Origin of the sequence: Streptomyces sp. NPDC058000 (assembly GCF_042886435.1) — a bacterium.
Taxonomy (GTDB): Bacteria; Actinomycetota; Actinomycetes; order Streptomycetales; family Streptomycetaceae; genus Streptomyces.
Window position 1 is genome coordinate 32,811 of the sequence record NZ_JBHVQS010000050.1, and the last position, 24,373, is coordinate 57,183.

The 24,373-nt window shown below is 71.7% G+C and carries 27 protein-coding genes and 1 pseudogene; 12 read left to right on the forward strand and 16 right to left on the reverse strand.

From position 1 onward, the window contains the following. Positions 1-3 precede the first annotated feature (3 nt). From ACFVT2_RS33080 to bioB, 4 genes are all read right to left on the reverse strand, one after another. Complete coding sequence (locus ACFVT2_RS33080) at positions 4-771, reverse strand: class I SAM-dependent methyltransferase (RefSeq protein WP_390023948.1); 768 nt, start codon at positions 769-771, stop codon at positions 4-6. A gap of 40 nt (positions 772-811) precedes the next feature. Beyond that, entirely contained in the window at positions 812-1,543 is a 732-nt protein-coding gene (gene bioD, locus ACFVT2_RS33085; protein WP_390023950.1) for a dethiobiotin synthase, read from the reverse strand. Between the two features lie 90 nt (positions 1,544-1,633). Further along, on the reverse strand, positions 1,634-2,938 hold the full coding sequence (locus ACFVT2_RS33090; protein ID WP_390023952.1) for an adenosylmethionine--8-amino-7-oxononanoate transaminase: 1,305 nt from the start codon (positions 2,936-2,938) through the stop codon (positions 1,634-1,636). Next, a complete protein-coding gene (bioB, locus tag ACFVT2_RS33095) occupies positions 2,931-4,073 on the reverse strand; it encodes a biotin synthase BioB (protein WP_390023953.1) in 1,143 nt (380 codons plus the stop codon). The genes ACFVT2_RS33090 and bioB overlap by 8 nt, the downstream gene beginning before the upstream one ends. Before the next feature lie 215 nt (positions 4,074-4,288). Here bioB and ACFVT2_RS33100 point away from each other — a divergent pair, with 215 nt between their 5' ends. Beyond that, on the forward strand, positions 4,289-5,503 hold the full coding sequence (locus ACFVT2_RS33100) for an 8-amino-7-oxononanoate synthase (protein ID WP_390023955.1): 1,215 nt from the start codon (positions 4,289-4,291) through the stop codon (positions 5,501-5,503). A gap of 280 nt (positions 5,504-5,783) precedes the next feature. Further along, on the forward strand, positions 5,784-6,272 hold the full coding sequence (locus tag ACFVT2_RS33105; protein WP_390023957.1) for an ATP-binding protein: 489 nt from the start codon (positions 5,784-5,786) through the stop codon (positions 6,270-6,272). Here the strand turns inward: ACFVT2_RS33105 and ACFVT2_RS33110 are convergent. From ACFVT2_RS33110 to ACFVT2_RS33125, 4 genes are all read right to left on the reverse strand, one after another. After that, positions 6,269-6,916, reverse strand: a complete 648-nt coding sequence (locus ACFVT2_RS33110; RefSeq protein WP_390023959.1) for a GNAT family N-acetyltransferase — start codon at positions 6,914-6,916, stop codon at positions 6,269-6,271. The genes ACFVT2_RS33105 and ACFVT2_RS33110 overlap by 4 nt on opposite strands. Positions 6,917-6,971: 55 nt before the next feature. Then, positions 6,972-7,445, reverse strand: a complete 474-nt coding sequence (locus tag ACFVT2_RS33115; protein ID WP_390023960.1) for a C40 family peptidase — start codon at positions 7,443-7,445, stop codon at positions 6,972-6,974. Between the two features lie 416 nt (positions 7,446-7,861). Continuing rightward, on the reverse strand, positions 7,862-8,170 hold the full coding sequence (locus ACFVT2_RS33120) for a hypothetical protein (protein WP_390023962.1): 309 nt from the start codon (positions 8,168-8,170) through the stop codon (positions 7,862-7,864). A gap of 6 nt (positions 8,171-8,176) precedes the next feature. Further along, complete coding sequence (locus tag ACFVT2_RS33125; protein ID WP_390023964.1) at positions 8,177-8,812, reverse strand: ATP-dependent Clp protease proteolytic subunit; 636 nt, start codon at positions 8,810-8,812, stop codon at positions 8,177-8,179. Between the two features lie 761 nt (positions 8,813-9,573). Here ACFVT2_RS33125 and ACFVT2_RS33130 point away from each other — a divergent pair. The 4 genes from ACFVT2_RS33130 (at position 9,574) to ACFVT2_RS33145 (ending at position 13,800) form a co-directional block, all read left to right on the forward strand. After that, a complete protein-coding gene (locus tag ACFVT2_RS33130; RefSeq protein ID WP_390024010.1) occupies positions 9,574-10,176 on the forward strand; it encodes a response regulator in 603 nt (200 codons plus the stop codon). A gap of 135 nt (positions 10,177-10,311) precedes the next feature. Further along, positions 10,312-10,491: a hypothetical protein gene (locus tag ACFVT2_RS33135; RefSeq protein WP_390023966.1), complete on the forward strand. Its 180-nt coding sequence runs from the start codon at positions 10,312-10,314 to the stop codon at positions 10,489-10,491. A gap of 199 nt (positions 10,492-10,690) precedes the next feature. After that, entirely contained in the window at positions 10,691-12,184 is a 1,494-nt protein-coding gene (locus tag ACFVT2_RS33140) for an APC family permease (RefSeq protein WP_390023968.1), read from the forward strand. Positions 12,185-12,198: 14 nt separating this feature from the next. After that, on the forward strand, positions 12,199-13,800 hold the full coding sequence (locus tag ACFVT2_RS33145) for a serine hydrolase domain-containing protein (protein ID WP_390023970.1): 1,602 nt from the start codon (positions 12,199-12,201) through the stop codon (positions 13,798-13,800). On the opposite strand, the gene ACFVT2_RS33150 is transcribed toward ACFVT2_RS33145, so the two are convergent. Beyond that, positions 13,749-15,380, reverse strand: coding sequence for a helix-turn-helix domain-containing protein (locus ACFVT2_RS33150; RefSeq protein WP_390023971.1), 1,632 nt, complete (start codon positions 15,378-15,380; stop codon positions 13,749-13,751). The two genes, ACFVT2_RS33145 and ACFVT2_RS33150, sit on opposite strands and share 52 nt — an antisense overlap. Before the next feature lie 138 nt (positions 15,381-15,518). On the opposite strand from ACFVT2_RS33150, the gene lysA reads away from it, so the two are divergent. Further along, the gene (gene lysA, locus ACFVT2_RS33155) at positions 15,519-16,805 is read left to right on the forward strand and encodes a diaminopimelate decarboxylase (protein ID WP_390023973.1); all 1,287 of its coding nucleotides are present in this window, start codon (positions 15,519-15,521) and stop codon (positions 16,803-16,805) included. A 267-nt stretch (positions 16,806-17,072) separates the two neighbouring features. Continuing rightward, positions 17,073-17,261 carry a hypothetical protein gene (locus tag ACFVT2_RS33160; RefSeq protein WP_390023975.1) on the forward strand — a complete coding sequence of 63 codons (189 nt, stop codon included), beginning with the start codon at positions 17,073-17,075 and terminating at the stop codon, positions 17,259-17,261. A 222-nt stretch (positions 17,262-17,483) separates the two neighbouring features. On the opposite strand, the gene ACFVT2_RS33165 is transcribed toward ACFVT2_RS33160, so the two are convergent. Beyond that, positions 17,484-18,320, reverse strand: coding sequence for a LysR family transcriptional regulator (locus ACFVT2_RS33165; protein WP_390023977.1), 837 nt, complete (start codon positions 18,318-18,320; stop codon positions 17,484-17,486). 70 nt (positions 18,321-18,390) lie between these two features. Between ACFVT2_RS33165 and ACFVT2_RS33170 the strand changes: the two genes are divergently transcribed. Further along, positions 18,391-18,708, forward strand: a complete 318-nt coding sequence (locus tag ACFVT2_RS33170) for a hypothetical protein (protein ID WP_390023979.1) — start codon at positions 18,391-18,393, stop codon at positions 18,706-18,708. Then, on the forward strand, positions 18,705-19,457 hold the full coding sequence (locus ACFVT2_RS33175) for an SDR family NAD(P)-dependent oxidoreductase (protein ID WP_390023981.1): 753 nt from the start codon (positions 18,705-18,707) through the stop codon (positions 19,455-19,457). The genes ACFVT2_RS33170 and ACFVT2_RS33175 overlap by 4 nt, the downstream gene beginning before the upstream one ends. Before the next feature lie 497 nt (positions 19,458-19,954). On the opposite strand, the gene ACFVT2_RS33180 is transcribed toward ACFVT2_RS33175, so the two are convergent. Both ACFVT2_RS33180 and ACFVT2_RS33185 read right to left on the reverse strand, forming a co-directional pair. Next, positions 19,955-20,113 (reverse strand): hypothetical protein, encoded by a 159-nt coding sequence (locus tag ACFVT2_RS33180; protein ID WP_390023983.1) that lies wholly within the window; start codon positions 20,111-20,113, stop codon positions 19,955-19,957. Positions 20,114-20,184: 71 nt separating this feature from the next. Next, positions 20,185-21,042: an alpha/beta fold hydrolase gene (locus ACFVT2_RS33185; protein WP_390023985.1), complete on the reverse strand. Its 858-nt coding sequence runs from the start codon at positions 21,040-21,042 to the stop codon at positions 20,185-20,187. Between the two features lie 100 nt (positions 21,043-21,142). On the opposite strand from ACFVT2_RS33185, the gene ACFVT2_RS33190 reads away from it, so the two are divergent. Further along, complete coding sequence (locus ACFVT2_RS33190) at positions 21,143-21,562, forward strand: winged helix-turn-helix transcriptional regulator (RefSeq protein WP_390023987.1); 420 nt, start codon at positions 21,143-21,145, stop codon at positions 21,560-21,562. Between the two features lie 126 nt (positions 21,563-21,688). Further along, a complete protein-coding gene (locus tag ACFVT2_RS33195) occupies positions 21,689-22,336 on the forward strand; it encodes a hypothetical protein (RefSeq protein WP_390023989.1) in 648 nt (215 codons plus the stop codon). Positions 22,337-22,342: 6 nt separating this feature from the next. Here the strand turns inward: ACFVT2_RS33195 and ACFVT2_RS33200 are convergent, their stop codons facing one another. From ACFVT2_RS33200 to ACFVT2_RS33215, 4 genes and pseudogenes are all read right to left on the reverse strand, one after another. Further along, the gene (locus tag ACFVT2_RS33200) at positions 22,343-22,477 is read right to left on the reverse strand and encodes a helix-turn-helix domain-containing protein (RefSeq protein ID WP_390024012.1); all 135 of its coding nucleotides are present in this window, start codon (positions 22,475-22,477) and stop codon (positions 22,343-22,345) included. 328 nt (positions 22,478-22,805) lie between these two features. Then, positions 22,806-23,231: pseudogene (locus ACFVT2_RS33205) on the reverse strand (AraC family transcriptional regulator); the annotation flags it as partial. Between the two features lie 90 nt (positions 23,232-23,321). After that, complete coding sequence (locus ACFVT2_RS33210) at positions 23,322-23,837, reverse strand: PhzF family phenazine biosynthesis protein (protein WP_390024014.1); 516 nt, start codon at positions 23,835-23,837, stop codon at positions 23,322-23,324. Next, positions 23,789-24,346, reverse strand: coding sequence for a PhzF family phenazine biosynthesis protein (locus tag ACFVT2_RS33215; RefSeq protein ID WP_390023991.1), 558 nt, complete (start codon positions 24,344-24,346; stop codon positions 23,789-23,791). The genes ACFVT2_RS33210 and ACFVT2_RS33215 overlap by 49 nt, the downstream gene beginning before the upstream one ends. Between the last annotated feature and the right edge of the window lie 27 nt (positions 24,347-24,373).

Genomic DNA, 24,373 nt, shown 5'->3' on the forward strand with positions numbered 1-24,373 from the left:
CGTTCAGGCCGCGCGCCGCGCGACGGTGATGATCTCCGGCGCGTCCGGGGTACACGGCCGCCGGTCCCAGTGCCCGTACTGCGCCTCGACCGCCAACCCCGCCGCGGTCAGCCACCCCGCCAGCACCGCCGCGTCAGGGAACCGCAGGGCGGCCCGGCTCACCTGGGGCACCGGCCACATGGGCCCCTCGAACGTCTCGGAGAACCGGACGAGGTCCCCGGTCACCGGCAACTCCACCCGATGGGAGACACGCGCCGTACGGCCGTCGGGACCGGCCACCTCCACCGCGTGCTCCGGCGTCCACCGCTCCCACGGCCGTACCAGGGGATTGCGGGTCTCGAAGACGAACCGGCCGCCGTCGCGCAGCGCCGACCGAATCGCCGCCAGGGCGGCGCGCACCTCCGCGTCGCCGGTGAGGGCCTGGAAGGCGTGGCCGGTCATCACCACCAGGTCGAAACGGGATCCGGGGCCGCGGCCGGTGACTTCCGGGGCGCCGGCCGCCGCCGCGTCGGCCGCGAACCACTCGATGGGCAGGTCGGTGCGGCGGCGGGCCCGGCGGAGCATCCCCGGTGACGGGTCGAGCCCGCAGAGCCGGCCGGGGTGGCCCGCCTCCCGGGCCCGGTGCAGCAGGGTGCCGGTGCCGCAGCCGACATCGAGGACGGCGTCCGCGGCCAACACCAGCGCCAGGTAGAAGTCGTTGTCGGGTCCCCAGGGGTTGAGCACGTCGTAGCACTCGGCGAGGCCGTCGTCCGTGGGCTCGTGATCCACCATCGCGCCAGTATCGGCCCGGCGCCCCGCTCCGGCGAGGGGATTACGGGGCGGTGGCGGCCGGTTCGGCAGCGGCGTCCCGCGGGGCGAAGGCGCCCGAGCCGCCCAGTTCCGGTGCCAGCCAGTCGGGGGCGGCGGCGCGGAAGGCGGGCGCCGGCAGGGCACCGGAGCCCTCCGGGACCAGGCCGAGGAGCGGGGCGCCCGCGGCCTCCGGCAGGTCATCGAGGTTGCAGCGGGCCGCGAGGTCGGGTTCGGCCGGCCAACTGCCGACGACGACGCCGGGACAGGCAAGGCCGTGCGAGCGCAGCGCCAGCGCGGTCAGTGCCGTGGTGTTGAGGGTGCCGAGGCCGGCCTGGACGACGACCAGGACCGGGGCGCCGGCCATCCGCGCGGCGTCGGCGAGGGTGTTCCCGTCACCGTCGAAGCGGACCAGCAGCCCGCCGGCGCCCTCGACCAGCACCAGGTCGTGCGAGGCGGCCAGCTTCGCCGCGGCCTCGGCGATCTCCTGCGGGCGCACCGGCGGCAGACCGGCCCGCCGAGCCGCCGTCTCGGGCGCCAACGGCTCGGGGAACCGGGCGAGTTCGGAGACGGTGACCGCACCGGCCAGCCGCCCGACCTCCGCCGCGTCGCCCGGTTCGTCCGCGGTGAGGCCGGTCTGGGCGGCCTTGAGGACGGCCACCGAGCGGCCCTGGCGGAGCGTCGCCGCGGCGATCGCGGCCGTGGTCACGGTCTTGCCGATCTCGGTACCGGTACCGGTCACGAACAGCACCGACATGGGGTGTGCCTCCGAACTCTTCGCTGGTGGTGGTAGGGGCGGGGGACGGACCGGAGCACCGGCCGACCGCCCCCGCCCGAGACGGCGTGTTCAGCCCTCGCGGGCGGCCGCGTGCACCGCGGCGCAGATCCGCGCCACGTCCTCGTCGCCGGTGATGTACGGCGGCATGGTGTAGATCAGGTCCCGGAACGGACGCAGCCAGACACCCTCCCGGACGGCGGCCCGGGTCGCGGCCGCCATGTCCACCGGATGGTCGAGCTGGACCACGCCGATCGCGCCCAGGACGCGCACCTCACGCACCCCGGGGAGCTCCGCGGCGGGCGCCAGCCCCGCCCGGAGCCCGGCCTCGATCCGTTTGACCTCCTGCGCCCAGTCCTGGGACAGCAGCAGCTCGATGGACGCCTCGGCGACGGCGGCGGCCAGCGGATTGCCCATGAAGGTGGGGCCGTGCGCCAGCACCGGCAGATCGCCGCGGGAGATCCCCTCGGCCACCTCCGCGGTGCACAGCGTCGCCGCGAGAGTGAGGTAACCGCCGGTCAGGGCCTTGCCCACGCACATCACGTCCGGTGCGACGCCGGCGTGCCCGGCCGCGAAGAGGGTGCCGGTACGGCCGAAGCCGGTGGCGATCTCGTCGAAGACCAGCAGTACGCCGTGGGCGTCGCAGGCTTCCCGGAGCACCCGCAGATAGCCGGGGGAGTGGAAGGACATCCCGCCTGCACCCTGCACCACCGGCTCCACGATCACCGCCGCCAGCTCGTCGGCGTGCCGGCCGATCAGCTCCCGCAGCTGCGCCGCGTAGGCCGGGTCCGGCGGGGCGTCGAAGCCGGCCGGCGGCGCGTCGGCGAAGATCTGCCGGGGCAGCACGCCCTGCCAGAAGTGGTGCATCCCGCCGTCCGGATCGCAGACCGACATCGGCTGCCAGGTGTCGCCGTGGTAGCCGCCGCGCCAGGTCAGCAGCCGCTGTTTGCCGGGCTTGCCCCGCGAACGCCAGTACTGGAGGCACATCTTGACCGCCACCTCGACCGACACCGAACCGGAGTCGGCGAGGAAGACGTGCCGGAGCGGCTCGGGGGTGATGTCCACCAGCCGCTTGGCGAGCCGTACCGCGGGCTCGTGGGTGAGCCCGCCGAACATCACGTGGCTCATCCGCTCCAACTGGCCGCGGGCCGCGTCGTTGAGCACCGGGTGGTTGTAGCCGTGCACCGCCGACCACCAGGACGACATCCCGTCCACCAGCTCGGAGCGCCCCTCGGCCGGCCGGCCCAGCCGCAGCCGGACGCCGCTGGCCGACTCGACCAGCAGCGGCTCGCCCCGGCCGGGCATCGGCCCGTACGGGTGCCAGACGTGCTGCCGGTCGAGCGCCAGCAGGTCATCGGGGGTGAGCGGCTCAGGCATTGGGCGGCAGGTCGGTGCCGGTGCCGCGGCGGCGCACCGCGACCAGATCGCGTCGGGCGTCCTCGGCGGGGGCCGGAACGACGGCCTCCGAGGACGTAACGGGCTCGGTGTCCGTGGCCGCTGCCGCGTCCCTGCGGTGCTTCGGCAGCGTGGTGGTGTCCGTACCCTCCACCTCGAACCCGGCGTCCGCGATCATCGCCAGGTCGTCCTTGCCGGCCTGGCCCTCGCTGGTCAGGTAGTCGCCCAGGAAGATGGAGTTGACCAGGTGCAGGGCGAGCGGCTGCAGGCTGCGCAGATGCACCTCGCGGCCGCCGGCCAGCCGGACCTCCACGTCCGGGCAGACGAACCGGACCATCGCCAGGATGCGCAGGCAGCGCTGCGGGGTGAGGTTCCACTCCTTGGCCAGCGGAGTGCCCTCGAACGGGATCAGGAAGTTGACCGGCACCGAGTCCGGGTCCAGCTCGCGCAGCGCGAAGACCACGTCGACCAGGTCGGCGTCGCTCTCGCCCATGCCTGCGATCAGCCCGGAGCAGGCGGACATCCCCGCCGCCTGGGCCTGCTGGACGGTGTCCACCCGGTCGGAGAAGTCGTGCGTGGTGCAGATGTCGCCGTAGGTGGCTTCCGAGGTGTTGAGGTTGTGGTTGTAGGCGTCGGCACCCGCCGCGCGCAGGCGCTCCGCCTGGCCGTCGTTCAGCAGCCCCAGGCAGGCGCAGACCTCGATGCCCTCGTTCTGCTCCTTGATGGTGGCGATGGTCTCCGAGACCCGGTCCACGTCCTTGTCGGTGGGGCCCCGGCCGCTGGCGACCAGGCAGACCCGCTTGGCGCCGCCGGCCACCCCGGCCGCGGCCGCCTTGGAGGCGTCATCGGGCTTGATCCAGGTGTACTTGAGGATCTCCGCCTTCGAGCCCAGCCGCTGGGAGCAGTACGAGCAGTCCTCCGGGCACAGGCCCGACTTGAGGTTGACGAGGTAGTTGAGCTTGACCCGCCGCCCGAACCATTCGCGGCGCACCTTCCCCGCCGCGGCCACCACATCGAGCAGTTCGTCGTCGGACGTCGCCAGCACGGCGAGCGCCTCGTCACGGGTCGGCACCTCGCGCCGCAGTCCCTTGTCCACCAGTGTGTTCAGCAGGTCCATGGCGATGATCCTGACGTACGGCCCGGCCCCCGGCCAAGGAGGATTCCCACAATGCCCGGCGATCGGGGTGTGTGCATCACCACACCGTCTCCGTGCGGAACGACCGCTAACGTCTATCGACAGCCCACAATCGAGGCCCCGCAGCCCCGTTGCCGGGACCCGTTCGCCGGGCCGCGGCCGGGCTCGTTCCCGACGCCCACCGACGAAGGACGCCGATGCTGCCGGACCACGCCCCACCGCTGCTGTGCGACGCCCCCGCCGGGCCGCCCGCCGCGGTCCCCCGGCCGGCGTCCGGCGCCGCGTTCGACTGGATCGACGCCGCCCGCGCCGAACGCCACCGCGCCGGCCTGGTCCGTACCCTGCGACCCCGGCCTGCCGACTCCCCCCTGCTCGACCTGGCCGGCAACGACTATCTCGGACTGGCCCGGCACCCCGAGGTGACGCGCGGCGCGGCCGAGGCCGCCGACCGCTGGGGCGCCGGCGCGACTGGTTCGCGACTGGTCACCGGCAGCACCGAACTCCACGCCCAACTGGAGCGCGAACTCGCCGAGTTCTGCGGCTTCGAGGCGGCCCTGGTGCTCTCCTCCGGGTACACCGCCAACCTCGCCGCGGTCACGGCGCTCACCGCCCCCGGCACCCTGGTCGTCTCCGACGCCGGCAACCATGCCTCCCTCATCGACGGCTGCCGGCTCTCCCGGGCCCGCACCGAGGTGGTCCCGCACGCCGATCCGGCGGCCGTCCGCGCCGCGCTGGCCGGGCACCGCGGCAGGGCGCTGGCGCTCACCGACTCGGTCTTCTCGGTCGACGGTGACGCCGCGCCGCTGCCCGCGCTCGCCGACGCCTGCCGGACCCGGGACGCCGCGCTGCTGGTCGACGACGCGCACGGGCTGGGCGTGCTCGGCGACGGGGGCCGCGGTGCGCTGCGGGCCGCCGGGCTGGCCGGGGACGCCGACGTGGTGGCGACCGTGACGCTCTCCAAGTCCCTCGGCGCACAGGGCGGTGCGGTGCTCGGCCCGGCCCGGGTCATCGAGCACCTGGTCAACACCGCCCGCTCGTTCATCTTCGACACCGGGCTGGCTCCGGCGGCGACCGGCGGTGCGCTCGCCGCCCTGCGGCTGCTGCGCCGGGAACCGCACCGTCCCGAACGGGTCCGGCAGGTGGCGCGGGAACTGCACGCCCGGCTGACCGCGGCGGGCCTGACCGCGGTCCGCCCGGACGCCGCGGTGATCTCCGTGCGTGCCCCCTCCCCGGAGGCGGCGGTCCGCTGGGCCGCGGACTGCCGGGCGGCCGGGCTCGCGGTCGGATGCTTCCGTCCGCCGTCCGTGCCCGACGGGATCTCCCGGCTGCGGCTCACCGCCCGAGCTGATCTGACGGATGCTCAGATCAGTACCGCGGCCGGCGTCATCGTGGCGACCGCCCCGGTGGCCTGAAGTCGTCACCCGGCACCGGCGGCGTCGCGGAAATGAGGGCCGCGGCGCCGCATCGTGCGCCCCATACACCCCAAACGCCGTCTGCCGCAGCACTGTTCACCGCATCGAGCGAGAGAATCGCGACAGAACTCCGTATATGTTGGGCGATTGCTCACCACACCGGCAGCATGGGTGGCAGTCTGGCGCACGGTACACAACCGAGGCCGTCGGCACCCCGGCCGGCATCCCGGCTGTCCGGCGGGCCGGAGCCGCGCCTCGGTGGGAAAGGGACGGCGTCGTCATGGCAGACCACCAGGAATCCACCCGCACTCTGCCGAGCCTCCCCGACTCGGTCGCCGCCGCCCGCGGACACGTCCGGGACGTCCTCGCCCAATGGGGCCTGCCGCCCGGGTCGGCCGACGCCGACGACCTCCTGCTGATCGTCTCCGAACTCGCCACCAACGCCGTCCTGCACACCCGCGGCCGGTCCCCGGCCTTCACCGTCGAGCTCCGCCTGGAGTGCGAGGAACAGCTGTGCCTGGGCATCACCGACGGCCATCCGCGCCCGCCGCGCCGGCTGCCCGCCGCGGTCCAACAGGACAACGGCCGGGGGCTGGTCATCATCCGCTCCCTGGCCGCCGAACACGGCGGCCGGCTCTGGGTCGAGCCCGTCGCGGCCGGCGGCAAGACGGTCTGGGTCACGGTGCCGTGGCCCCCGTCCGCCCCGTGCCGGGCGGCCAGCCCCTCGGGCCTGTCCGGTGGATCGGGATCGGGATCGGAGAGGCCCTAGCCGCGCTCCCCGGGCGGCACCAGTAGCGCCTCCGCCCCGACCGGCCGGAACCCGGCCGCCAGTAGGGCCCGCACGCTGCGCGCATTGCCCGGGGCCACCTGGGCCCACAGCAGCTCACCCGCCGGGACCAGATGCCGCGCGGCCCGGGCCAGCTCCCGTCCCAGACCGCGTCCCTGGGCGGCGCCGTCGACCTCCACGGCGAGCTCCCAACGGCCGGCCACTCCGCGGCCGACCACGACCGTCCCGCCGTCGGCGGTCGTCCAGGCCCGCACCGCGTCGCGGTGCCGGCGGGCCCGGGCGGTGCGGGGGTGGTCGGGGTCCGTGGACCGGGTCAGCTCCAGGGGCGGCGGACCGGGGAGCGCCTCGGCGACCGTCAGCAGGTCGATGTTGTTGACCTCGCGGTCGAGCCGGGCGGTGAGCGCTCCCAGGAACGGTGGGTTGAGCGGCGCCGCGAGGTCACCGGGCGGTATGCGCTCGTGCACCCACGCCGCCGGCACATCGGCGAACACCACGGCATGGGCGGTGAAGGACACCACCCCGGCATCGCGCGGGGACGGCGCGGGCAGCACCGTCACCGAGCCGTCGGCGGGCGGGAAGCTCCCGCGCGCCGCTGCCGCCAGCAGTCTGCTCAGCTCCGAGGTCATACCGCCAAGTTACCCAAGGGCACTGACAATTGAGCGGGGACCGCGGAGCCGCAGGTCAGCGCACCCGCCCGTACCAGACGGCGCGGCTCCAGATCCGCTCCAGCCGCACCACGGTGCCGGCCTTGGGCGCATGCCAGATCCGGTCGTCGCCGGCGTAGATGCCGACGTGGTAAATCCCGCTGCCGGAATGGAAGAAGACCAGATCGCCGTCCCTTCGGGAGGAGCGCGCGACATGCTCGGTGCGGCGGTACTGCTGTGCCGCGGTGCGCGGCAGGGCCCGCCCGGCGCGCCGGTACGAGTAGAGCGTCAGCCCCGAGCAGTCGAAGCTGTCCGGCCCCTGAGCCCCCCACTTGTACGGGGCGCCTTGCTTGGAGGCGGCGATCCGTAGGGCCTTGACGGGGATGGACGCTAATTCGGCCTCCGCGGCCGCGCCCGGGGCGGGTGTGGGGCCGCCCAGGGCGACCAGGGTGAGGGCAGAGACGGTGCCGGCACGCACCAGGAGGTGCGGCATCTGCATGCGCATGGTCATGCGCAACCCTTCGTCAGCCGGTGATCCGGATGACGGCGGGAGCAGCTGTCCGTCCGGACCGCCCCGTCGCTGTGGCGGGGGCTTGTCGTCGAAGGGATCGTCACGCACCCCCCACCCGATTTCCGAGCTGAAAATGCAGTGTGTGATATTGGTCACGTTTGGGCTGGATGAGTGGTGTTGTTCCATGCGTGGCGGTATCGGCTGTAATGGCGAGGCCGGGACCAGCGCCGAAACCCAAGGGGGGCGGGAAACTCCGCTGACCCGCGCAATTCCTCGCCCCCTTACCGCAGCCGCGCACATTACGCCGTATGTGCACTCCGAAGCCGTACGTGTCCCGGGTGTGCGGCGCGTCCGCCCTCGCAACGCGCCCCGCGCCGGGGGCCGTACGGCTCCGTGGGCACCTCCGGGGAGTCGGGTCAGACGCTCTCCTGCGGCGGTACGGTCACCTGCCGCGCCCGGCGCTCCCCGTCCAGGACCCGCAGCGCCCGAACCAGGGTCTCGGTGTGCAGTTCGCTCTCCCCGCGGTCGTGCATCAAGGTCAGCGCGTCCCGCAGCTCAGCGGACTTGCGAACGAGGGCCTGGGCCGCGCGCAGTCCGCTGTACGTCGTGGCGCCGCGGGCCGGGTTGATCCGGCCCAGCAGGTCCAGGACCTCCAGATAGCTGTCGATCAGCCGCCCCTCGGCCCGGGTCAGGGCGGGCAGCGGCGGCAGTTCGGGCGGTAGCACCTCGCCTCACCGCCCTAGAGGCTGCGGGGAGGTCCGCTTGCGGCCGCGGGTGAGCCCGTCGATCAGGCCGTACTCCTGGGCGGCGGGCGCGTCGAAGAAGGTGTCCCGCTCGATGTCCGCGGCGATCCGCTCTTGGGGCTGCCCGGTGTGCTCGGCCAGCATCTCCTCCAGTTTGTTGCGGGTGCGCAGCATCTCCTCCGCCTGGATCCGCAGGTCGTCGGTCTGGCCCTGGGCCGGTTCGTCGAGCGACGGCTGATGGATCACCATCCGTGCGTGCGGGAGCGCCAGCCGCTTCCCCGGGGCGCCGGCGGCCAGCAGGACCGCGGCGGCCGAGGCCGCCTGGCCCAGGCAGATGGTCTCCACGTCGCACGAGACGTAGCGCATCGTGTCGTAGATCGCGCACATCGCGGTGAACGAGCCGCCGGGCGAGTTGATGTAGAGCGAGATGTCCTGGTCAGGCGCGGCGTGTTCGAGGTGGACGAGTTGCGCCATCACGTCGTTGGCGGAGGCGTCGTCGATGGCCGTTCCCAGGAAGACGATCCGCTCGCTGAGCAGCTTGGAGTAGGGGTCCATAGTCCGGGTCCCGTAGCTGGTGCGCTCGGTGAACTCCGGCAGGACATAGCGCGCCGTCGGTTGCAGCATGACTGCTCCCTTCCTCTGTGAAAAATGTACAGGACGTACATCCCGTTGGAATGGGAGCAGATTCTAGTGATCAACTGCAAGTCCCAGGTCAGAGGCCATTTTTACTGTTCGCCGAGGGCGGACATCTCACAAATCTCTCTACGAACCTTCGTTTGGATCGCCGGGCGGACCAGGGGAAAATGCCTGCGATGTGAAGTTCGGCCGGGTAGATGATTGCGGTCTTCTCGTAGCGGGTGGCGATGCCTCGCCCCTGCTCGATGACCGGGTCCACGAGGGTCTGCATGGCCGAAGTTGGATGCTCATGCGCTCGTGGCCATGGGCAGTGTCGTGTGTGGCCTCAGGACATAGAGGACATGCCATGCGTTGCTGCTCGACCTTGTCACGGTGCTGCGGCAGATCGTCTGGATGCGCTTTGCCCAGGGCGAGGTGGCCTGGGCGCAGGTGGCCCTCCTCGTCGGCGTGACCGTGGCACTCGGCACCGTCTTCGGGCTCAACTTCACGATCGGTCACCTGCGGGCCGCGCGCGAGCAGGTCAAGCTCGGGCTACCGCATCCAGTCGCTGGACAGCGAACTCGCCGGCGCCCGCATGGCGCTGCGTGCCGCCGGCATCCGGGCCGAACTGCCCGCCGCGACCGAGACTGTGCGCGCCGAGCTGCGCGAGGCGTTCACGGACCTGCCCCCGGCGGCGGGTTCCGGGTCGTCGCCCGCGGGCCGGACCCGGCGATCCCCCTCGCACCGTCGCAGGAGGCCGAGCCGACACGATCCGTATCCCGCTGGCCGACGGCCAAGCACTCGTACGCGGCGCCCTCACAGCCGTGCTCCGCCTCGAACCCGACATCGACGTGGTCGCCGAAATCGGCACCGGCACCGAGGTGCTGGCCGCCGCGCAGCGGATCACGCCCGACATCGCGCTGCTCGACGTACAGATGCCCGGCAGGCACGGTCTGACCGTCGCCGCCGACCTCCAACGGGCCCTGCCCGGCTGCCGCACCATCGTCTGCACGACCTTCAGCCGACCCGGCTACCTCTGGCGGGCGATGTCCGCGGGCGCGGCCGGCTACGTCGTGAAGGACTCCCCGCCCGAACAACTGGTCGACGCGATCCGCCGCGTTCACACCGGCCTGCGCTTCGTGGATCCGGCCCTCGCCGCGGAAGCACTGGCCGCTGGCGCGAGCCCGCTGACCGGGCGCGAGGCGGATGTGCTGCGCGTCGCCGCCGAGGGCGGCACCGTGGCGGACATCGCCAGGGCGCTGCGGCTGTCCCAGGGCACCGTGCGCAACCACCTGTCGTCGGCGATCGGCAAGATGCAGGCCCGCACCCGCGCCGAGGCGGCCCGGCTCGCGGAGGCCAACGGCTGGTTGTGATCACCACGCGCCCAGCAGGCACTGGTCGCCAGACATACTCCCAACGGAGAGGGGCGGTGGTGAGGGCGGCGGGCTGCGGAAGTCCGTTCTGGAGGCGGTGGGCATGAAGCGCCGCGGTGGACGATGTGAGAGCACGTGTCGATCCCGGCTGGGCTGACGGTTGAGCTGAGCCATGAGCTCGCGGTGGGTGGCGCGGGCGGCAGTGAGCTCGTCTCCCTGATCCTGGAGTTTGAGCTCCAGGTCGACGACGTGCTGTTCGAAGGGGGTGATCAGGGCCTTGAACTGCTCGGTACTCATCCACTGCGCGCCGCCTGACCCGACCCCAAACCTCAGTCCTGTCACAAGCTCCGGGTGACCTCGTCGCCCGGGGCTTCGTCGTGTTCCGGGTGGATCAGCCCGGCGTTGGTGGCAGCGACAACCGACGGGCCGCGGCTTTGGCGCGCACGACGAGAACGGCCCCGGTGACGCCCCGTACGTTGTGCCGACCAGGCCCGAACGGAGAATGGAGCCCAGGATGACCGAACTGATCCCGTCGGAAATCACACGGTCGGCGCCCGGGGCGGGCAGACGCAGGCTCGGCGTGCTGCCCCTGGTCGGAATCTTCTTCTTCACGGTGTCCGGAGGCCCCTTCGGGCTCGAAGCCTCACTCTCCAACGCCGGTCCGGGCATGACCCTGCTAATGATCGTCCTGGTGCCGGTGGTCTTCGGCGTGCCGAACGCGCTGGTGGCAGCGGAGTTGAGTGCCGCGATACCGGTCGACGGCGGCTACTACTACTGGACGAAGATCGCGCTCGGCAGAGGTGCGGCATTCGTGTTCGGGGCCTGGAATTCGATCGGGTCGGTGCTGAACCTTGCCCTCTACCCGTTCCTGCTGGTCGACTACTTGGCCACCTGGGTCCCGGACATCGCCCGCGGGAAGAGGCTGGTGATCGTGGACCTGTTCCACGGCGGTTTCGTCGTGGACCTGCACTGGATCGTCACCGTCGCCCTCATCGTCCCGATGGCGTACCTGAACTACCGCGGCTCCAAGGCGGTGAGCGGGTACTCGGTCGGGATGATGCTGCTGATCCTCGCACCATTCGCGGTGCTGACGGTCCTCGGCATCTGGCATGCGGTCGGCAACGGAATCAACGTGCTCTCGCCCTTCATGGTGCCGGGGGAGAGCGTCCACTCGTCGGTGGCCGGCGCGCTCAGCGTGATCGTGTGGCTCCACCTCGGCTTCGACGGCCCGAGCACCGTGCTGGGCGAGGTCGCCGACGCACACCGGACCTACACCCGGGCCCTGGTCATCTCGGTTCCGCTGATCATCGCCGCCTACCTGCTGCCCACCATCGCCGCCATCGGCAGCGGGCTGCACCGGGGTTCGCCCGCCGACTGGGTTCAGGGCGACTTCATCGTGGTCGGCGACGCCCTGGGCGGAATCTGGCTGAAGGTGCTGATCTCCCTGGGATCGGTGCTCTCCCTGGTGGGGCTGTTCATGGCGATCCTACTGACGAGCACCCGGGTTCCGCGGGCGCTCGCCGCGGACGCGTACCTGCCGCGCTGGATGGCCCGGGACAGCAGACGGTTCAACACGCCGGTGGGTGCACTGCTGACGAGCACCACCGTCGTCGTCGTGCTCTCTGCCGTCGACTTCAGCGCGATCCTGCGGGCCACGGTGCTGCTCACCCTGGCCTCGATCCTGCTGGAATTCGTGGCCTTCCTGGTCCTCCGCTGGAGGTATCCACAGATGGTCCGGCCGGTTCGGGTCCCCGGCGGCTGGCCCGGCGCGGTCCTGGTCGTCGCGCTGCCCACAGCGATGATCATGTACCTGGCGTGGAGTACGGCCGTCAACGAGGCCGCGACGTTCGGCACGAGTCTCGCGGTGGCGCTGCTGGCCGTGCTGCTGTACCCGCTGTGCCGACGGTTCGTCAAAGGCGACCGGCCGGACGCGGAGATCGACTCCTCCCAGGTCGAGCTGGGTCCGGACCGGTTCGCGGGATTCGGTTCGCGGAAGGCGGGCGTCTGATGGATGTGCAACGGGTGCTCTCTGGGCTTGCGGAGCGGTTGCGGACCTGGTGGCCGGTGCCGGGAATCGCGATCAGCGTCGTCGATGCGACCGGCGAGTCCGCGTGCGTCACCGCAGGCTTCGCGAACGCGGAGTCCGGGGCGCCGGTCTCCCGTCACACGCGGTTCGAGATCGGTTCCGTCAGCAAGACCTTCACCGCCTTCCTGCTCGGCATACTGGCGGACGAGGGGAAGGTGGACCTCGACGCGGCGGTCGCCGACCACCTGCCCTGGTTCGCCCCGAACGACGGCTCCCGCGCGATCACCGTCCGGCACCTCCTGCAGCACACCTCCGGCCTGGTGGCCGGGGCCGACGCACTGCCCGATGCCGCCGCACGCGGCTACGCGCTGCGCGATGCGAGGACCTGGGCCGAACCAGGTGAGCTGTTCCACTACTCCAACGAGGGCTACAACCTGCTGGGGTTGATCGTCGAGCAGGTGACGGGGGAATCGCTGGCGGACGCCATGGCCGAACGGCTGCTGCGGCCCCTGGGCATGCGCGACTCGGCGGCGCGGATCACTCACGAGGACATCGCCGAACTCGCCACCGGGTACCGGTTCCTGCGCGACGACCGCCCGCCGCTGCCGTCGGCCCCGCTCGCGCCGGCCGGCTTCTTCGAGTATTCGGCGGCCGATGGGAACGTGCTGGCAACCGCTTCCGATCTGGGGCGGTTCGCCCGCATGCTGCTGGGCCGGGGCACCATGGACGGCACCAGGATCATCGGGCCGGAGTCGTTCCGACAGATCGTCACGGTGCCTGCGGACACGGTCAGTTCCGGCTACGCGCTCGGCGTGGACGTGGAAGTGATCCACGGCCGCACCTGGCTGACGCACGCCGGCGGGATGGTCGGATACCGCTCGTACCTCGCCGTCGACATCGACGGCGGGCACGGTGTCGCCGTGCTGACCAACGCACCCGGGGAGTGCCAGATCATCGACCGCTTCGCCCGCCATCTACTCGCCGTCGTCCAGGGAGCCCCGGCGGACCCGGCGCTGTTCGACCCGGAGCGGATCCCCGACGCCCAGCGCTACGTCGGGATCCACGGCACGACGCCGCGTCAGATCCGCGTCGAGGCCACGCGGGACGACCGCCTCTCGCTCACCTCGGAAGGGGTGACCGGCAGGCTGTACGACGCGGGGGACGGGCGGCTGGTGTGCGATCACCCAGGATGGTCCGCCTACCACCACTCTCTGGACGGACGCTGGCTCTATGGACCCGAGTCACTGGGCCCCAGCCCCTCCGCGCCGACCGCTCCCCCGCACGCACTCGCGGGTCACTACCGGAGCTACACCCCCTGGTATCCCAGCTTCAGCATCGTGCAGCGGGCGGGACGACTGCACATGATCGCCGCGACCGGTGTGGAAGCGCCCTGCGACGAACCGGAACTCGTCCCGTTCGACGACGGGACGTTCCGCATCGGAGCCGACCCCCGGCTGCCGGAGCGCCTGACGTCCGGCCCCGCCCTGGACGGCGCGGTGCTCTGGGTCGACCTGGACGGGTGTCGCTACACGCGCTCGTTCCGGGATCAGCCGGAGCCTTGGGAAGCGCCTGTCCGCAGCTCGCGCACCCGGAGCTGAAGGTGCACGAGCAGCATGGCGTCGGCATCGGTGAAGTCCAGCCCGGAGACCTCGCGGATACGGCGCAGCCGGTAGCGCATGGTGTTGGGGTGGATGTGCAGGGCCTCCGCCGCGGTGTCGGTGGCTCCCGCGGCGGCGAGATAGGCGGCCAGGGTCGCCGCCAGCGGACCGTCCTGGCCCTCTTCCTGGCGCAGCCGGTGCAGCGCGCCGCAGGCGTCCGGCAGGCCGAGCGACTCAGTCGCGTCGGCGAGGTGCAGCAGCAGAACCGCCAGTGCCATGTCTTCCACGGTGCGTACGGCCGGTCCGTGGCCGGCCGGATGCCGCAGCGCCCGCAGCGCGGCGTCCGCCTGCGCCCGCACGTCGGCGATCCGGCCCATCGATCCGGCCGGGCCGCCGACGGCGACCACGTAGTCACCGGCCAGTGGGGTCCGCGCGAGGAAGTCGCGGGCCAGGGCGGCGGCCGACTCCAGGGCCGTGGCGTGTTCCGGAGGCCAGCCGGCCAGTACGTACACCACTCCGGTGCCCGCCACCAGGGCTGAACGGGGGTGCACGGCAGCCAGGAAGTACTCCAGCGTGTCCGCGAACCGGCGTAGCCCGGCGGCGTCCAGCGCGTCGGGGCCCGACGCGTCTGATCCTGTGCGGCCGGCCAGCCGCGGGGCCGCGGCCAGGACGCAGACCGGGCCGGAGCCCAGCTGCAGCCGGCTCGCCTCCACAGGATCGGCCGCCCCGCCGAGTACCGCGGCGGCCAGCTCGCCGCGCTGGCGGCGGGCGTAGCTGGTCTCCGTGCGCAGGCCGACCAGCTGCAGCGCGACCACGGGCGCGAATTCGCGCAGCCGGGCTGTGGCCGCCTCGTCGAGCGGACCGGTGACGGCGGCCCAGATGTAGCCGAGGACGTCCGAACCGGCCCGGACCGCGATGGCCACCCTTGCCAGCTGATCCGCCCCGGTCGCCTCCATGTACACCGGTTCGGTGCTGGCATGGAGCCGCTCGAACTCCTGACGCTCGCGCTGTTCGGCGAGCGTCCGCTGGTGCACGGCCCGCCCCAGGATGCTCTCGATCCGCTCGGAGTCGGTCCGGTCCTGCCCCTCCGACCAGGCGACCAGCGCGGAGAAGCGGTCCTCGATGGTGACCGGGGCGCCGACGGCCTCATAGACCGCGTTCGCCAGGGCGAACAGCTCCGCGCCGCTGCCGGCCGAGCGCACGCGCGTCCTCGCGTACTCGAGCAGCTGCTCACGGACAGTCGTCGCCACGTGCATCCAGGACGCGCCCTGGTTGACCTCGATGATCGCCGGCTTGTCGTCGGCCGACGGCGGCACGGGGGCCTTCACCGCCAGCACCTCCGCGCCAGCCTGCGACATGGCCGCGGTCAGCTCGCGCAGCTCGGCCTCCGTGGTCACGCCCACCCCCAGCACCACGCACCCGGGTCCGAGCTGTGCCGGCGCACCCGGGGCATGGATGGCGATGTCGGTGAGCGGCCCGCCGCTGCCGGTCCCCTCCTGAACCAGGCGCAGCAGCGCCGGGCCGATGTTGTCCACGAGCTGACGGACGGGCAGGTGCCCCCGAGCGCCGGACTCCCGCATGGTGCACCCCTGACTCGCAGGATTGTTGTGGGCGTCAAGTCTGGGAGACCCGTATTGACGATGTCAACGATGATCCGGAGTGACCGTAGCGGGAGGATGGCAGGGGAGCGGGATGGATCAGTGGCACAAGGAGCGCGGATGGCGACGACGCAGACGCAGGCAGGCCGGGAACTGCTGGGGCTGTTCCCGCCCGGGACCACCCGGGACGGGAGCGGCGGACTGGTGATCGGCGGCGTACCGGCGGCCGAACTCGCCGAGTCCTACGGCACTCCCGCGCTGATCCTCGACGAGGCGTCGGTCCGCGCCCGCGCCCGCCGGTACGCCGACGGCCTGGCCGCCCGTTGGCCGAACTCCCGCGCCGTCTTCGCCTCCAAGGCGTTCCCCTGCACCGCCGTCATCCGGCTGCTCGCGGAGGAGGGCCTCGGCATCGACGTGGCCGGCGGCGGCGAGCTGACCCTCGCCCTCGCCGCAGGCGCGGACCCGGCCGGCCTGGTCGTCCACGGCAACGCCAAGACCGAGGAGGAGCTGCGCCTCGCCGTCGAGGCCGGCGCCGGCACGGTCGTCGTCGACAACTTCGAAGACATCGACCGGCTGGAGAAGATCCTCGCCGACACCGCGGCGGAGCAGGGAGTACTGGTCCGGATCACCCCCGGCATCTGCCCCGACACCCACGAGGCCGTGTCCACCGGCCAGAACGGCTCCAAGTTCGGTCTGCCCCTGCCGCAGGCCCGGGCGGCGATCGCGCGGCTGCGCGGCAGCGACCGGCTGCGGCTGGACGGCGTCCACGTGCACGTCGGGTCGCAGATCCTGGACCTCGTACCCTTCGCGCAGGCCGTCGAGGCGGTCGCCGAACTCGGCGATTTCGCCGTCTACGACGTGGGCGGCGGCCTCGGCTCCCGCTACACCTACGCCGACCAACCGCCCGCGGTGGAGGCGTACCTCGACGCCGTCACCGACGTCGCCCGACGCCTGCTGCCCGCTGACGCCCGCATCCTCATCGAGCCGGGCCGCTCGATGGTCGCCGAGTCCGGCGTCTCGCTGTACCGGGTCGTCTCCGTCAAGCGCGGCGGAGGCCACACCTTCGTCGCCGTCGACGGCGGCATGGGCGACAACCTCGAAGTCTCCCTGTACCAGCAGCGCTTCGAGGCCGCCGTCGCCGGCCGCCCGACCGGCGGGGGCGAGCTGTGCCGCCTGGTGGGCCGGCACTGCGAGTCCGGCGACATCCTCAGCGCCGGCGTCCCGCTGGAGGACCCACGCGTCGGGGACCTGATCGCCGTGCCGGTCACCGGCGCCTACACCTATGCGCTGAGCAACAACTACAACGGCGCGCGTCGCCCGCCGGTGGTCTTCGTCCGCGACGGCGCGCACCGCGCCGTGGTACGCCGCGAGACCTACGCCGACCTGATGCGCCGGGATCTGCCATAGCGGCGCAGCCGGCCGAGCCGGGCTTAGAAGCCGTAGTCGTACCGATAGTGGTGTTCGTGGGTTCGAGGTTGGGACTTAGCCGGGTGATGTCCGGCCTGTGCGAGCATGAGGACCGGCCTCCTGCACAGCTCGTGGGCATGGCAGCCCGAGCAGACCAGGAGGCCCTGGTGCCGCAGCCTTTCGTGCCCGTTCCGGGCGAGTCCAACTCAGGTTCCGGGTGGTGACAGGCTTGCCCTGATCCTGGGGATCGTCAAGCACACCGACGACATGACCGGGTTCGTGGTGCTGCCGAAGCGAGGGGTGGCAGAGCGCACGTTCGCATGGCTGATGAACTCCTTTCGCCTGATGCGCGATTACGAAACCCTGCCCGCTTCCAGCGAGGCGATGATCCGGTGGTCGATGGTCACGCGGATGAGCCGTCGTCTGGCGCGGCCGCGGGCCGCCGGCCGGCACTGAATGCCCCGATGCCTCCGGAAGGAGCCACCCACGCTCCGCCAGGCGCCTGGCCTTCGAGCGCACTCCCCTCGACCTTCGCAGGCGTCGTGTCCAGACCCGTCAAGAGGTGCCCCGACGGGCCGGTGCGCCGGTTGACCCATCCAGTCCGAGATCGGTTATCCGGTCACCCCGTCCTCGCGCCAGGCCTATGAATGGCTCGCCCAAGACGGGTGCTGCGGCTGGTCACTTCTGTCTCAGTGACGCGGCGGCGGTGACGAGCGCGGTGACGTGGTTGCGGTGGTCGTGTTCGCGACGGGCGATGACGATCCGGCTCGGGCCTGCGTTGGGGACGGGTACGCACACGATGCCCGGGGGCGCCGGCGTGATGAGCGAGCGGGGCACGACGGCAACGACACGGCCGATCCTGACCAGCGCGACGAGTGCGGCGCCATCGGCGATCTCGGGGCCGTTCCCGGCGTCGGGAACACCTGGCCACCGCGGGAAGACCTCGTCGTCGAGCTCGGCCGGGTCGATGCTGTCGCGGGCGGCGAGCCGGTGCCCTTCTGGGAGGACGGCCACGCGGTCCTCAACGTGGAGCGTCTCTGCGGCGAACCCCGTGAGGTCGTCGAAGGAAGCGTAGAGCAGGGCCGCGTCGGCGCGGCCGTCGCGGAGATGGTCGGTCCGGTCGGTGGCACCGCTGAAGAGGATGTCGACCTGCCGGGCGCAGGGGTGCTGAGCGTAGGCGGCGAGGATTCCGGAGAGCAGGTTTGCGTCCCCGCCGGGTTTGATCACGAATCTGAGCGGTGCGTCGCCGGCAGCGCGCTGTGCGTTCTGCACGGCGATCGTCATCGCGTTCAGCGCATGCCGGCCGTGTTCCAGCAGAGCGGCGCCAGCGGATGTCAGCGCGACGCTGCGGCTGGTGCGGTCGAACAACTGCACGCGGAGCCGTGACTCGATGCGCTGAATGGACTTCGACAGGGCGGGCTGCGCGATGGAGAGCCTGGCGGCAGCGCGGCCGAAGTGGAGTTCCTCGGCGGCGGCGACGAAGTATCGCAGCTCTCTAATTTCCAACAGATCCATTCCCATAGGTTATTGAACAAGGCGCGACGGGTCTTGGACGCGACCGGCGATTCGGTGGTCACATGGGGACATGATCAACCACACACTGTTCGTTCAGTTCACCGAACCGATTCCCGACAGCGACCTGGACCAGTACCTGACGGATGTCGAAACGGCAGCGAAGAACACCGGCTCGCTCCTGACATTCGCCGCGCAGCGCCACATCCGAGTACCCGGCGAGGAGCAGATCCCGGCGTTCATCGCCACCGCCGTCATCCAACTCGGCGTCGCCGACCTGGAGGCGCTGGGGAACCTCTTCGCCTCGCCGGAAGTCGAGGCGGTGTTCGACACCTGGCGGACCCGCTACCCATACAAGGCGGCATGGGCGAACCACGAGACGCTCGCGTGAGCGACTTCACCGGCAAGGTCGGCCTGGTCACCGGGTCCGGCAGCGGGATCGGACGCGCCATCGCGTCCGGTCTCGCCCGCCGCGGCGCAGCGGTGGCGGTCCTCGACCTGGACGAGGCCGCAGCGCACGAGACCGCCGAAGCGATCACCGCGGCAGGCGGCCGCACGATCGCCGTCCCGGTCGACATCGCCGACGAGGACTCCGTCCGCTCGGCGATCCGCACGACCGTAACGGCGTTCGGACGGCTGGACCTGGCGGTCAACAACGCCGGCGTCCCCTCCAGTGGCCGGGAACTGACCGAGATGACGGCACCGGAGTGGGAGCGCGTGCTGCGGATCAACCTGACCGGCACGTTCTTCTGCGTCAAGCACGAGATCCCGGAGCTGCGCCGGGCAGGAGGCGGGGCGATCGTCAACATCGCCTCCGGCGGCGGCCTGTACGCCATCCCGCGCTCTCCCGCGTACGTGGCCGGCAAGCACGGTGTCATCGGGCTGACGAAGGCCGCCGCCGTCGACTACGCCCCTGACGGCATCCGTGTCAACGCCCTCGCTCCCGGAATGACCCGCACCGCGAAACTGGACCAGGTCGCCGAGGGCACCGGCATGATCGCGCAGCACGAAGCGCTTACCCCGCTCGGCCGTCTCGCCACCCCGGACGAGATCGCCGACGCCGCGATCTGGCTGTGCTCAGGCGAGTCTGCCTACATCACCGGCACCACACTGTCGGCCGACGGCGGACGCCGAGCCTGACCGCAGGAGCAGGAGCAGGAGGAGTAAGAACAGGAGGATCGGACATGCAGCGCCTGTCGGTTCTCGGAGCGGTCCGCAGGCGAACCGTGGCCGCTCGGCCAGGACGCTCGCGCCCGGTTGGGCGGCGCGGTGCGTGTGCTGTTGGGCGTGCCCGGCATGGAGGGTACGTCGGACGCGGCCCGACTGGCGGTGCCGCGCAGTTGTATCGGGAGGTGGCGGCCAGGGCCCGTGGGCCCGTGAGCGGGAGTGCGAACGGGTCCGCGCCTGGCAGGCAGTCGTCGTAGCACGTTCCGGAGCAGCGGCCGCGCGGCCCGGGGCAACGACGATGTTCCCGGTCCGCGCCGCGGGTCAGACGCTGCGGCCAGTCCCACGGCCTCAGCGTCATGAGAGCCACGGACGACCAGGGCGAAGCCCCCGCCGAGGACGCGATCAACGTCCCGCCGCTGCAACCTCGTTCCGTCTGAGACCATCGATCGGCGCTGATACGACTGCTGGTCTCAGACGGTCCACCACCAAGCGACACTCGGGTAGGGCAGCGGCCGGGGTGACGTCTGCGTGGTGTCCGTGACGGTCAGGGCCCCGCCGGGGACACCGTGGCGTTGATAGCGGGGGGCCTGCTGCCCCAGGGTGAGGTTGGCGCGCACGAAGTTCCGCACCAGCGCCGCGTAGGCCTGAGCGCTGGGACGAACGCCCGAACCGTCGACCGTGATCCTTCGGCCCGCTCCTGTCACTTCGGCAGATCGGCGGAGAGGAAGGGAGAAAGGAGCGCGAACAATGCGTCGGGGCGGTCGAGGGGGATGATGTGACCGCAGTCCTGGAGATGGTGTCCGACCAGGTCATCGGTGATGGGACGGAGTTGGCGTTCGAGCCCGGTGCCGACGGGGTGAGAGCCGACGGCCATGGTGGGCATGGTCAGCCGAGCCGTCGCGACGGCGTCCTGGACCTGCTGCGCGCTGGTGGGCAGGGCCCGGTAGTAGGAGAACGCGCAGCGAAGGGCCTCGCTCCCGGTGTACGCGTGGACGAAGGCTGCACGGACCTCGTCGGGTACTCCTCGCCCGAGCGTCCCCGAGTCGAGGAACCAGTCGATGTACGGGGCCTCGTTGCCGGCCAGGACGGTCTCAGCGAGGCCGGGGACGGCGTGGAAGCCGAACCACCACGGGGCGCCGCCCGCGACGACGTGCTCTGCTCCGGGCAGACGGCCGAGCAGTGCTTCCATCACGACCAGGCGCCGGACAAGGCCGGGCCGGCGCAGCGCGAGCAGGATGGCGGGGGCGGTGCCCGCGTCGATGCCGACCACCGCTGCCGAGGGCTCGCCGAGTGCGTCGAGCAGCCCTTCGGCGTCGGCGGCGAGGGTGCCTGCGTCGTAACCCTCGGCGGCACGTGCACTGGCACCGAAGCCTCGCAGGTCCGGGGCGATGACCCGGTACCGCCCGGCCAGCCGGCCCATGATGCCGCTCCAGAGTTCCCAGGTGTGCGGGAAGCCGTGCAGCAGGAGAACTGCAGGTCCGTCTCCCGCGATGGCGACGTTGAGTTGGACGCCGTTCGTCACGATGCGGCGCAGGTGGTGTGCGGTGGTTACGGGCATGATGGCTCCTCCGGTTGGTTACCATTGGTGACCACAGAACGGTAGGTAACTGTCCGGCCGCTTCCAAGACGGCACTTTCAGGGAAGGTGGTGAGCCACAGGTGACCACCAGAGGAGCCCGAGCCGCCGGTCGTGGGGTACGCGGCGATCTGTTCGATCCCCACTGCCCGACGCGGCAGTTGCTGGACCGCATCGGTACGAAGTGGACGTCCATGGCCGTCAAGACGCTCGCCGATGCCGCACCGGACGAGGTGCGCTTCGCGGAGCTGAGACGCCGGATGCCCGGCGTTTCGCAGAAGATGCTGTCCGTGACACTGCGAAGCCTGACCAGCGACGGGCTGGTGTCGCGCCGGGTCGAACCGACCACGCCACCACGGGTCTTCTACCGACTCACCGGACTCGGGCTGTCCCTGGAAGCCGCGCTTGCGGGGCTGCGGACCTGGGCGGAGGAGCACATGGCCGAGATCGACCGTGCCAACGAAGCCAACGCAGCCAACGGCCAGGAGGCCGATGAGGGATAGGCAGGCCGGTTCCGTGCGAAGCACTCCAAGTCCCTGAAGCCTCCGTCGAAGGCGCCTATCCGTTGCAGTACTAGACCTGGCGCACGCCGGCGACGCGGCTGCCTACGGTGGGTCCCGGCTGGCGCCGTGCTCGACTTGCCCGCGGCGGACGTGGACGCCGGCGTGGACTTGGCGCTGGGCACCCGCGGCTTCTCCCGGCTGGCCGCAGTCGACGCCCTGCTGAACGATCGCCTGCCCTCGGCCTACCTCGCCGCAGGGCCGCCCGCACCCCTGGCCGCCCCACCCCCGGCTCCCGTGTGCGACGTGGAAGGCCAGGAATGGTGGGAGCGGGGCGTCGAACTCATCCCGAACCTGGTGGCCGCCGGACCCGTCCCGGAGCCGGCCCGTCTCGTCGCCTGGGCCTGGGCCTGGGCCTGGGCCTGGGCCTGGGAGCCTGCCCGCCCGGGCGCGACGGGCAGCTGTGAACGCAGGTCCTCGCCCCGCTCGGCGGCCCGCCGCCGGCCGTCCTGCTGGAGGAGGTTGTTCCCGCTGGCGCTGACCAGGTGGACGGCATCATGGAGCCGCCCGCGTCCTGCCCGCGGGCGTGTTGGTCGGCTGGGAGCCGGTGCTGGACGCGGTACGCCGCCCGAAGCCCGCCGGCTCTTGCGACCCGCGCGCCGTCCCGCCCTGGGGCCGGCCAAGGTGACTACTGCCCTCGCCGTTGAGGATCTGGAGCTGATAGTCGCCGCCCGCGGGCCGGTGGCGGCCGCCCGGGTCGTGAGCCGTCGTCACTGAGCGGGCTCAGCTGTCAGCCAACCACGCCTCTGGTCGTGCTTGGCCCCGGTAGTCCGTCGGTGAAGTTCCGTACGCCGCGCGGAAGGCGCGGCTGAAGTCGCTGGCGCGGCGGAAGCCCCAGCGCCTGGCGATCGTGTGGATCGGGGGCGGAGTGCAGGGACGGGTCGGCGAGGTCGCGGCAGGCTGCCTCCAGGCGTCTGAGCCGGATCCAGGCGGCGACCGTGCGGTCCTCGTGCTGGAAGAGACGGTGGAGGTAGGCGACGGAGATGTGGTGCGCTGCGGCGAGGGCGGAGGGGGTGAGCTCCGGGTCGTGCAGGTGCGCCAGGGCGAACTGCTGGACGCTCAGGGTGAGCGCCCGCCGGCGAGGCTCCGCGGGAAGGGCCTCGTCGGAATCGACGGCGTGGGCGAAGAGCGCGGCGACCAGGTCGATCAGGACTCCGCCGAGTCGCCCCCCGTCAGTGGGTTGGAAGGAGGAGGCGTCCGCGGTCACCTGCCTGAGGAACTGCGCCAACAGACCGCCGACGCCGTCCTGGGACGACATGCGCCGGGGCAGCGCGCGTTCGGCCATGGTGGGTGGCAACGGCAGCAGGGCCCGGGGGATCTCGATCCCCACGGCGGTGACGGGGGCATCGTCGGTGCGGAGTTCCCACGGCAACGAAGAGTCGTTGATGTGCAGGTCCGTCGGGTGGTACGCGGTCCCGTGTCCGTCCCAGTCGATGACGGCTGTCCCCTCGGTGATGAGTGAGACGTGGTACACCTCGGGGTCGGACTGCCGGATGAGCTTGGGCGTCCGCTGGGTGCGCAACTGCTGGAAGGTGGCCGGCCACACAGTCACTGCACCCAGGTCCAAGACGCGTTGGGTCGCCCGGAAGTCGTGGGCGTGCTCGCTGCTCATGCGCACCGGAGCGTGCGTTCGCCCCACGCACTCGGCCCAGTACGCCAACCGGTCTCCCACCGGCACGTCTTCGCTCCGGAACACTTTCCTTCAGCATGTGCTGGTCCCCCAACTCGTTCCCGCGCTGCGACAACGGGACCGTGACCGACCTGCTCCCGCGCAGTTGACGTCAACGACCTCGTTCCCTCGTCGGAAATCCGGTGCTCCGGTGCAGTGGGGGCGTGTCGCCGCAGATGCTCGCCGGTCGAAGGGAAGTCGCCGGGGTTGTCCCGTCGGGCGTTCCCCTACGCCGCGCACAGGTGCCCCTCGATGAGGGGTAAGGGCGCGTCCCGTCAGGTGGACGCGGTCGCCGCGTACCGCCGTGCGCGCGTGACCGGTGCGCGCGGACGCCTGTAGGGCGACGAGTTCCGGGCGTCCCAGGCGCGCGGACCAGTACGGCGCCAGTGCGGTGAGGGCACTGCCCGTGACGGGGTCGTCGGGGATGCCGTCGGCCGGGGAGAAGAAGCGCGAGACGAAGTCGTACCCCAGGCCGGGGCCGGCGGCCGGCGCCGTGATGATCAGACCTCGGGGCCTTTCGCTGCGAGTGAGTTCGGCGAGCGCGGCCAGGTCGGGAGAGGCGGCCCGCCCGGTGCCTCATCGGGAAGGACGGCGAGCAGATCGCCGATCGCGCCCGTGGTGAAGGTCGAGTCGGGTCTGGTGCCCAGCACCTCGGACAGGCTTTTCGGCAGGGCCACTTGGGCCGTCGGCGGGGCGGGGAAGTCCAGCGTGATGCTGCCGTCGGGGTGGCCGTGCGCGAGCAGCACGCCGTTGTGCCGACTGGCGAACCGCACGGTGCCGGTGATCCCTCGCGCGGCGCGAAGGGCGTGCACCGTGGCCGATGTGGCGTGACCGCACAGTCTGATCTCCACGAGCGGGGCGAACCACCTGATGCCCCAGTCGGCTTCGGAACCTGCGGGTAGCGCACGGACGAAAGTCGTCTCGGAGAAGGTGAAGTCTGTGGCGATCTGCCGCATCCATGCGTCCGCGGGCCAGTTGCTGGAGTCCAGCAGGCAGACGGCAGCCGGGTTCCCGGTGAAGGGGCGGTCGGCGAAGGAGTCGATGATGTGGACATCCATGAGTTCATCTTGAGGGCGCCAATTACC

Bases quoted from the DNA above. Each gene is read 5' to 3' on its own strand.
- ACFVT2_RS33080 (WP_390023948.1), bottom strand. From the start codon at position 771: ATGGTGGATCACGAGCCCACGGACGACGGCCTCGCCGAGTGCTACGAC.
- bioD (WP_390023950.1), bottom strand. From the start codon at position 1,543: ATGTCGGTGCTGTTCGTGACCGGTACCGGTACCGAGATCGGCAAGACC.
- ACFVT2_RS33090 (WP_390023952.1), bottom strand. From the start codon at position 2,938: ATGCCTGAGCCGCTCACCCCCGATGACCTGCTGGCGCTCGACCGGCAG.
- bioB (WP_390023953.1), bottom strand. From the start codon at position 4,073: ATGGACCTGCTGAACACACTGGTGGACAAGGGACTGCGGCGCGAGGTG.
- ACFVT2_RS33100 (WP_390023955.1), top strand. From the start codon at position 4,289: ATGCTGCCGGACCACGCCCCACCGCTGCTGTGCGACGCCCCCGCCGGG.
- ACFVT2_RS33105 (WP_390023957.1), top strand. From the start codon at position 5,784: ATGGCAGACCACCAGGAATCCACCCGCACTCTGCCGAGCCTCCCCGAC.
- ACFVT2_RS33110 (WP_390023959.1), bottom strand. From the start codon at position 6,916: ATGACCTCGGAGCTGAGCAGACTGCTGGCGGCAGCGGCGCGCGGGAGC.
- ACFVT2_RS33115 (WP_390023960.1), bottom strand. From the start codon at position 7,445: ATGACCATGCGCATGCAGATGCCGCACCTCCTGGTGCGTGCCGGCACC.
- ACFVT2_RS33125 (WP_390023964.1), bottom strand. From the start codon at position 8,812: ATGCTGCAACCGACGGCGCGCTATGTCCTGCCGGAGTTCACCGAGCGC.
- ACFVT2_RS33140 (WP_390023968.1), top strand. From the start codon at position 10,691: ATGACCGAACTGATCCCGTCGGAAATCACACGGTCGGCGCCCGGGGCG.
- ACFVT2_RS33150 (WP_390023971.1), bottom strand. From the start codon at position 15,380: ATGCGGGAGTCCGGCGCTCGGGGGCACCTGCCCGTCCGTCAGCTCGTG.
- lysA (WP_390023973.1), top strand. From the start codon at position 15,519: ATGGCGACGACGCAGACGCAGGCAGGCCGGGAACTGCTGGGGCTGTTC.
- ACFVT2_RS33160 (WP_390023975.1), top strand. From the start codon at position 17,073: ATGACCGGGTTCGTGGTGCTGCCGAAGCGAGGGGTGGCAGAGCGCACG.
- ACFVT2_RS33165 (WP_390023977.1), bottom strand. From the start codon at position 18,320: ATGGATCTGTTGGAAATTAGAGAGCTGCGATACTTCGTCGCCGCCGCC.
- ACFVT2_RS33170 (WP_390023979.1), top strand. From the start codon at position 18,391: ATGATCAACCACACACTGTTCGTTCAGTTCACCGAACCGATTCCCGAC.
- ACFVT2_RS33185 (WP_390023985.1), bottom strand. From the start codon at position 21,042: ATGCCCGTAACCACCGCACACCACCTGCGCCGCATCGTGACGAACGGC.
- ACFVT2_RS33215 (WP_390023991.1), bottom strand. From the start codon at position 24,346: ATGGATGTCCACATCATCGACTCCTTCGCCGACCGCCCCTTCACCGGG.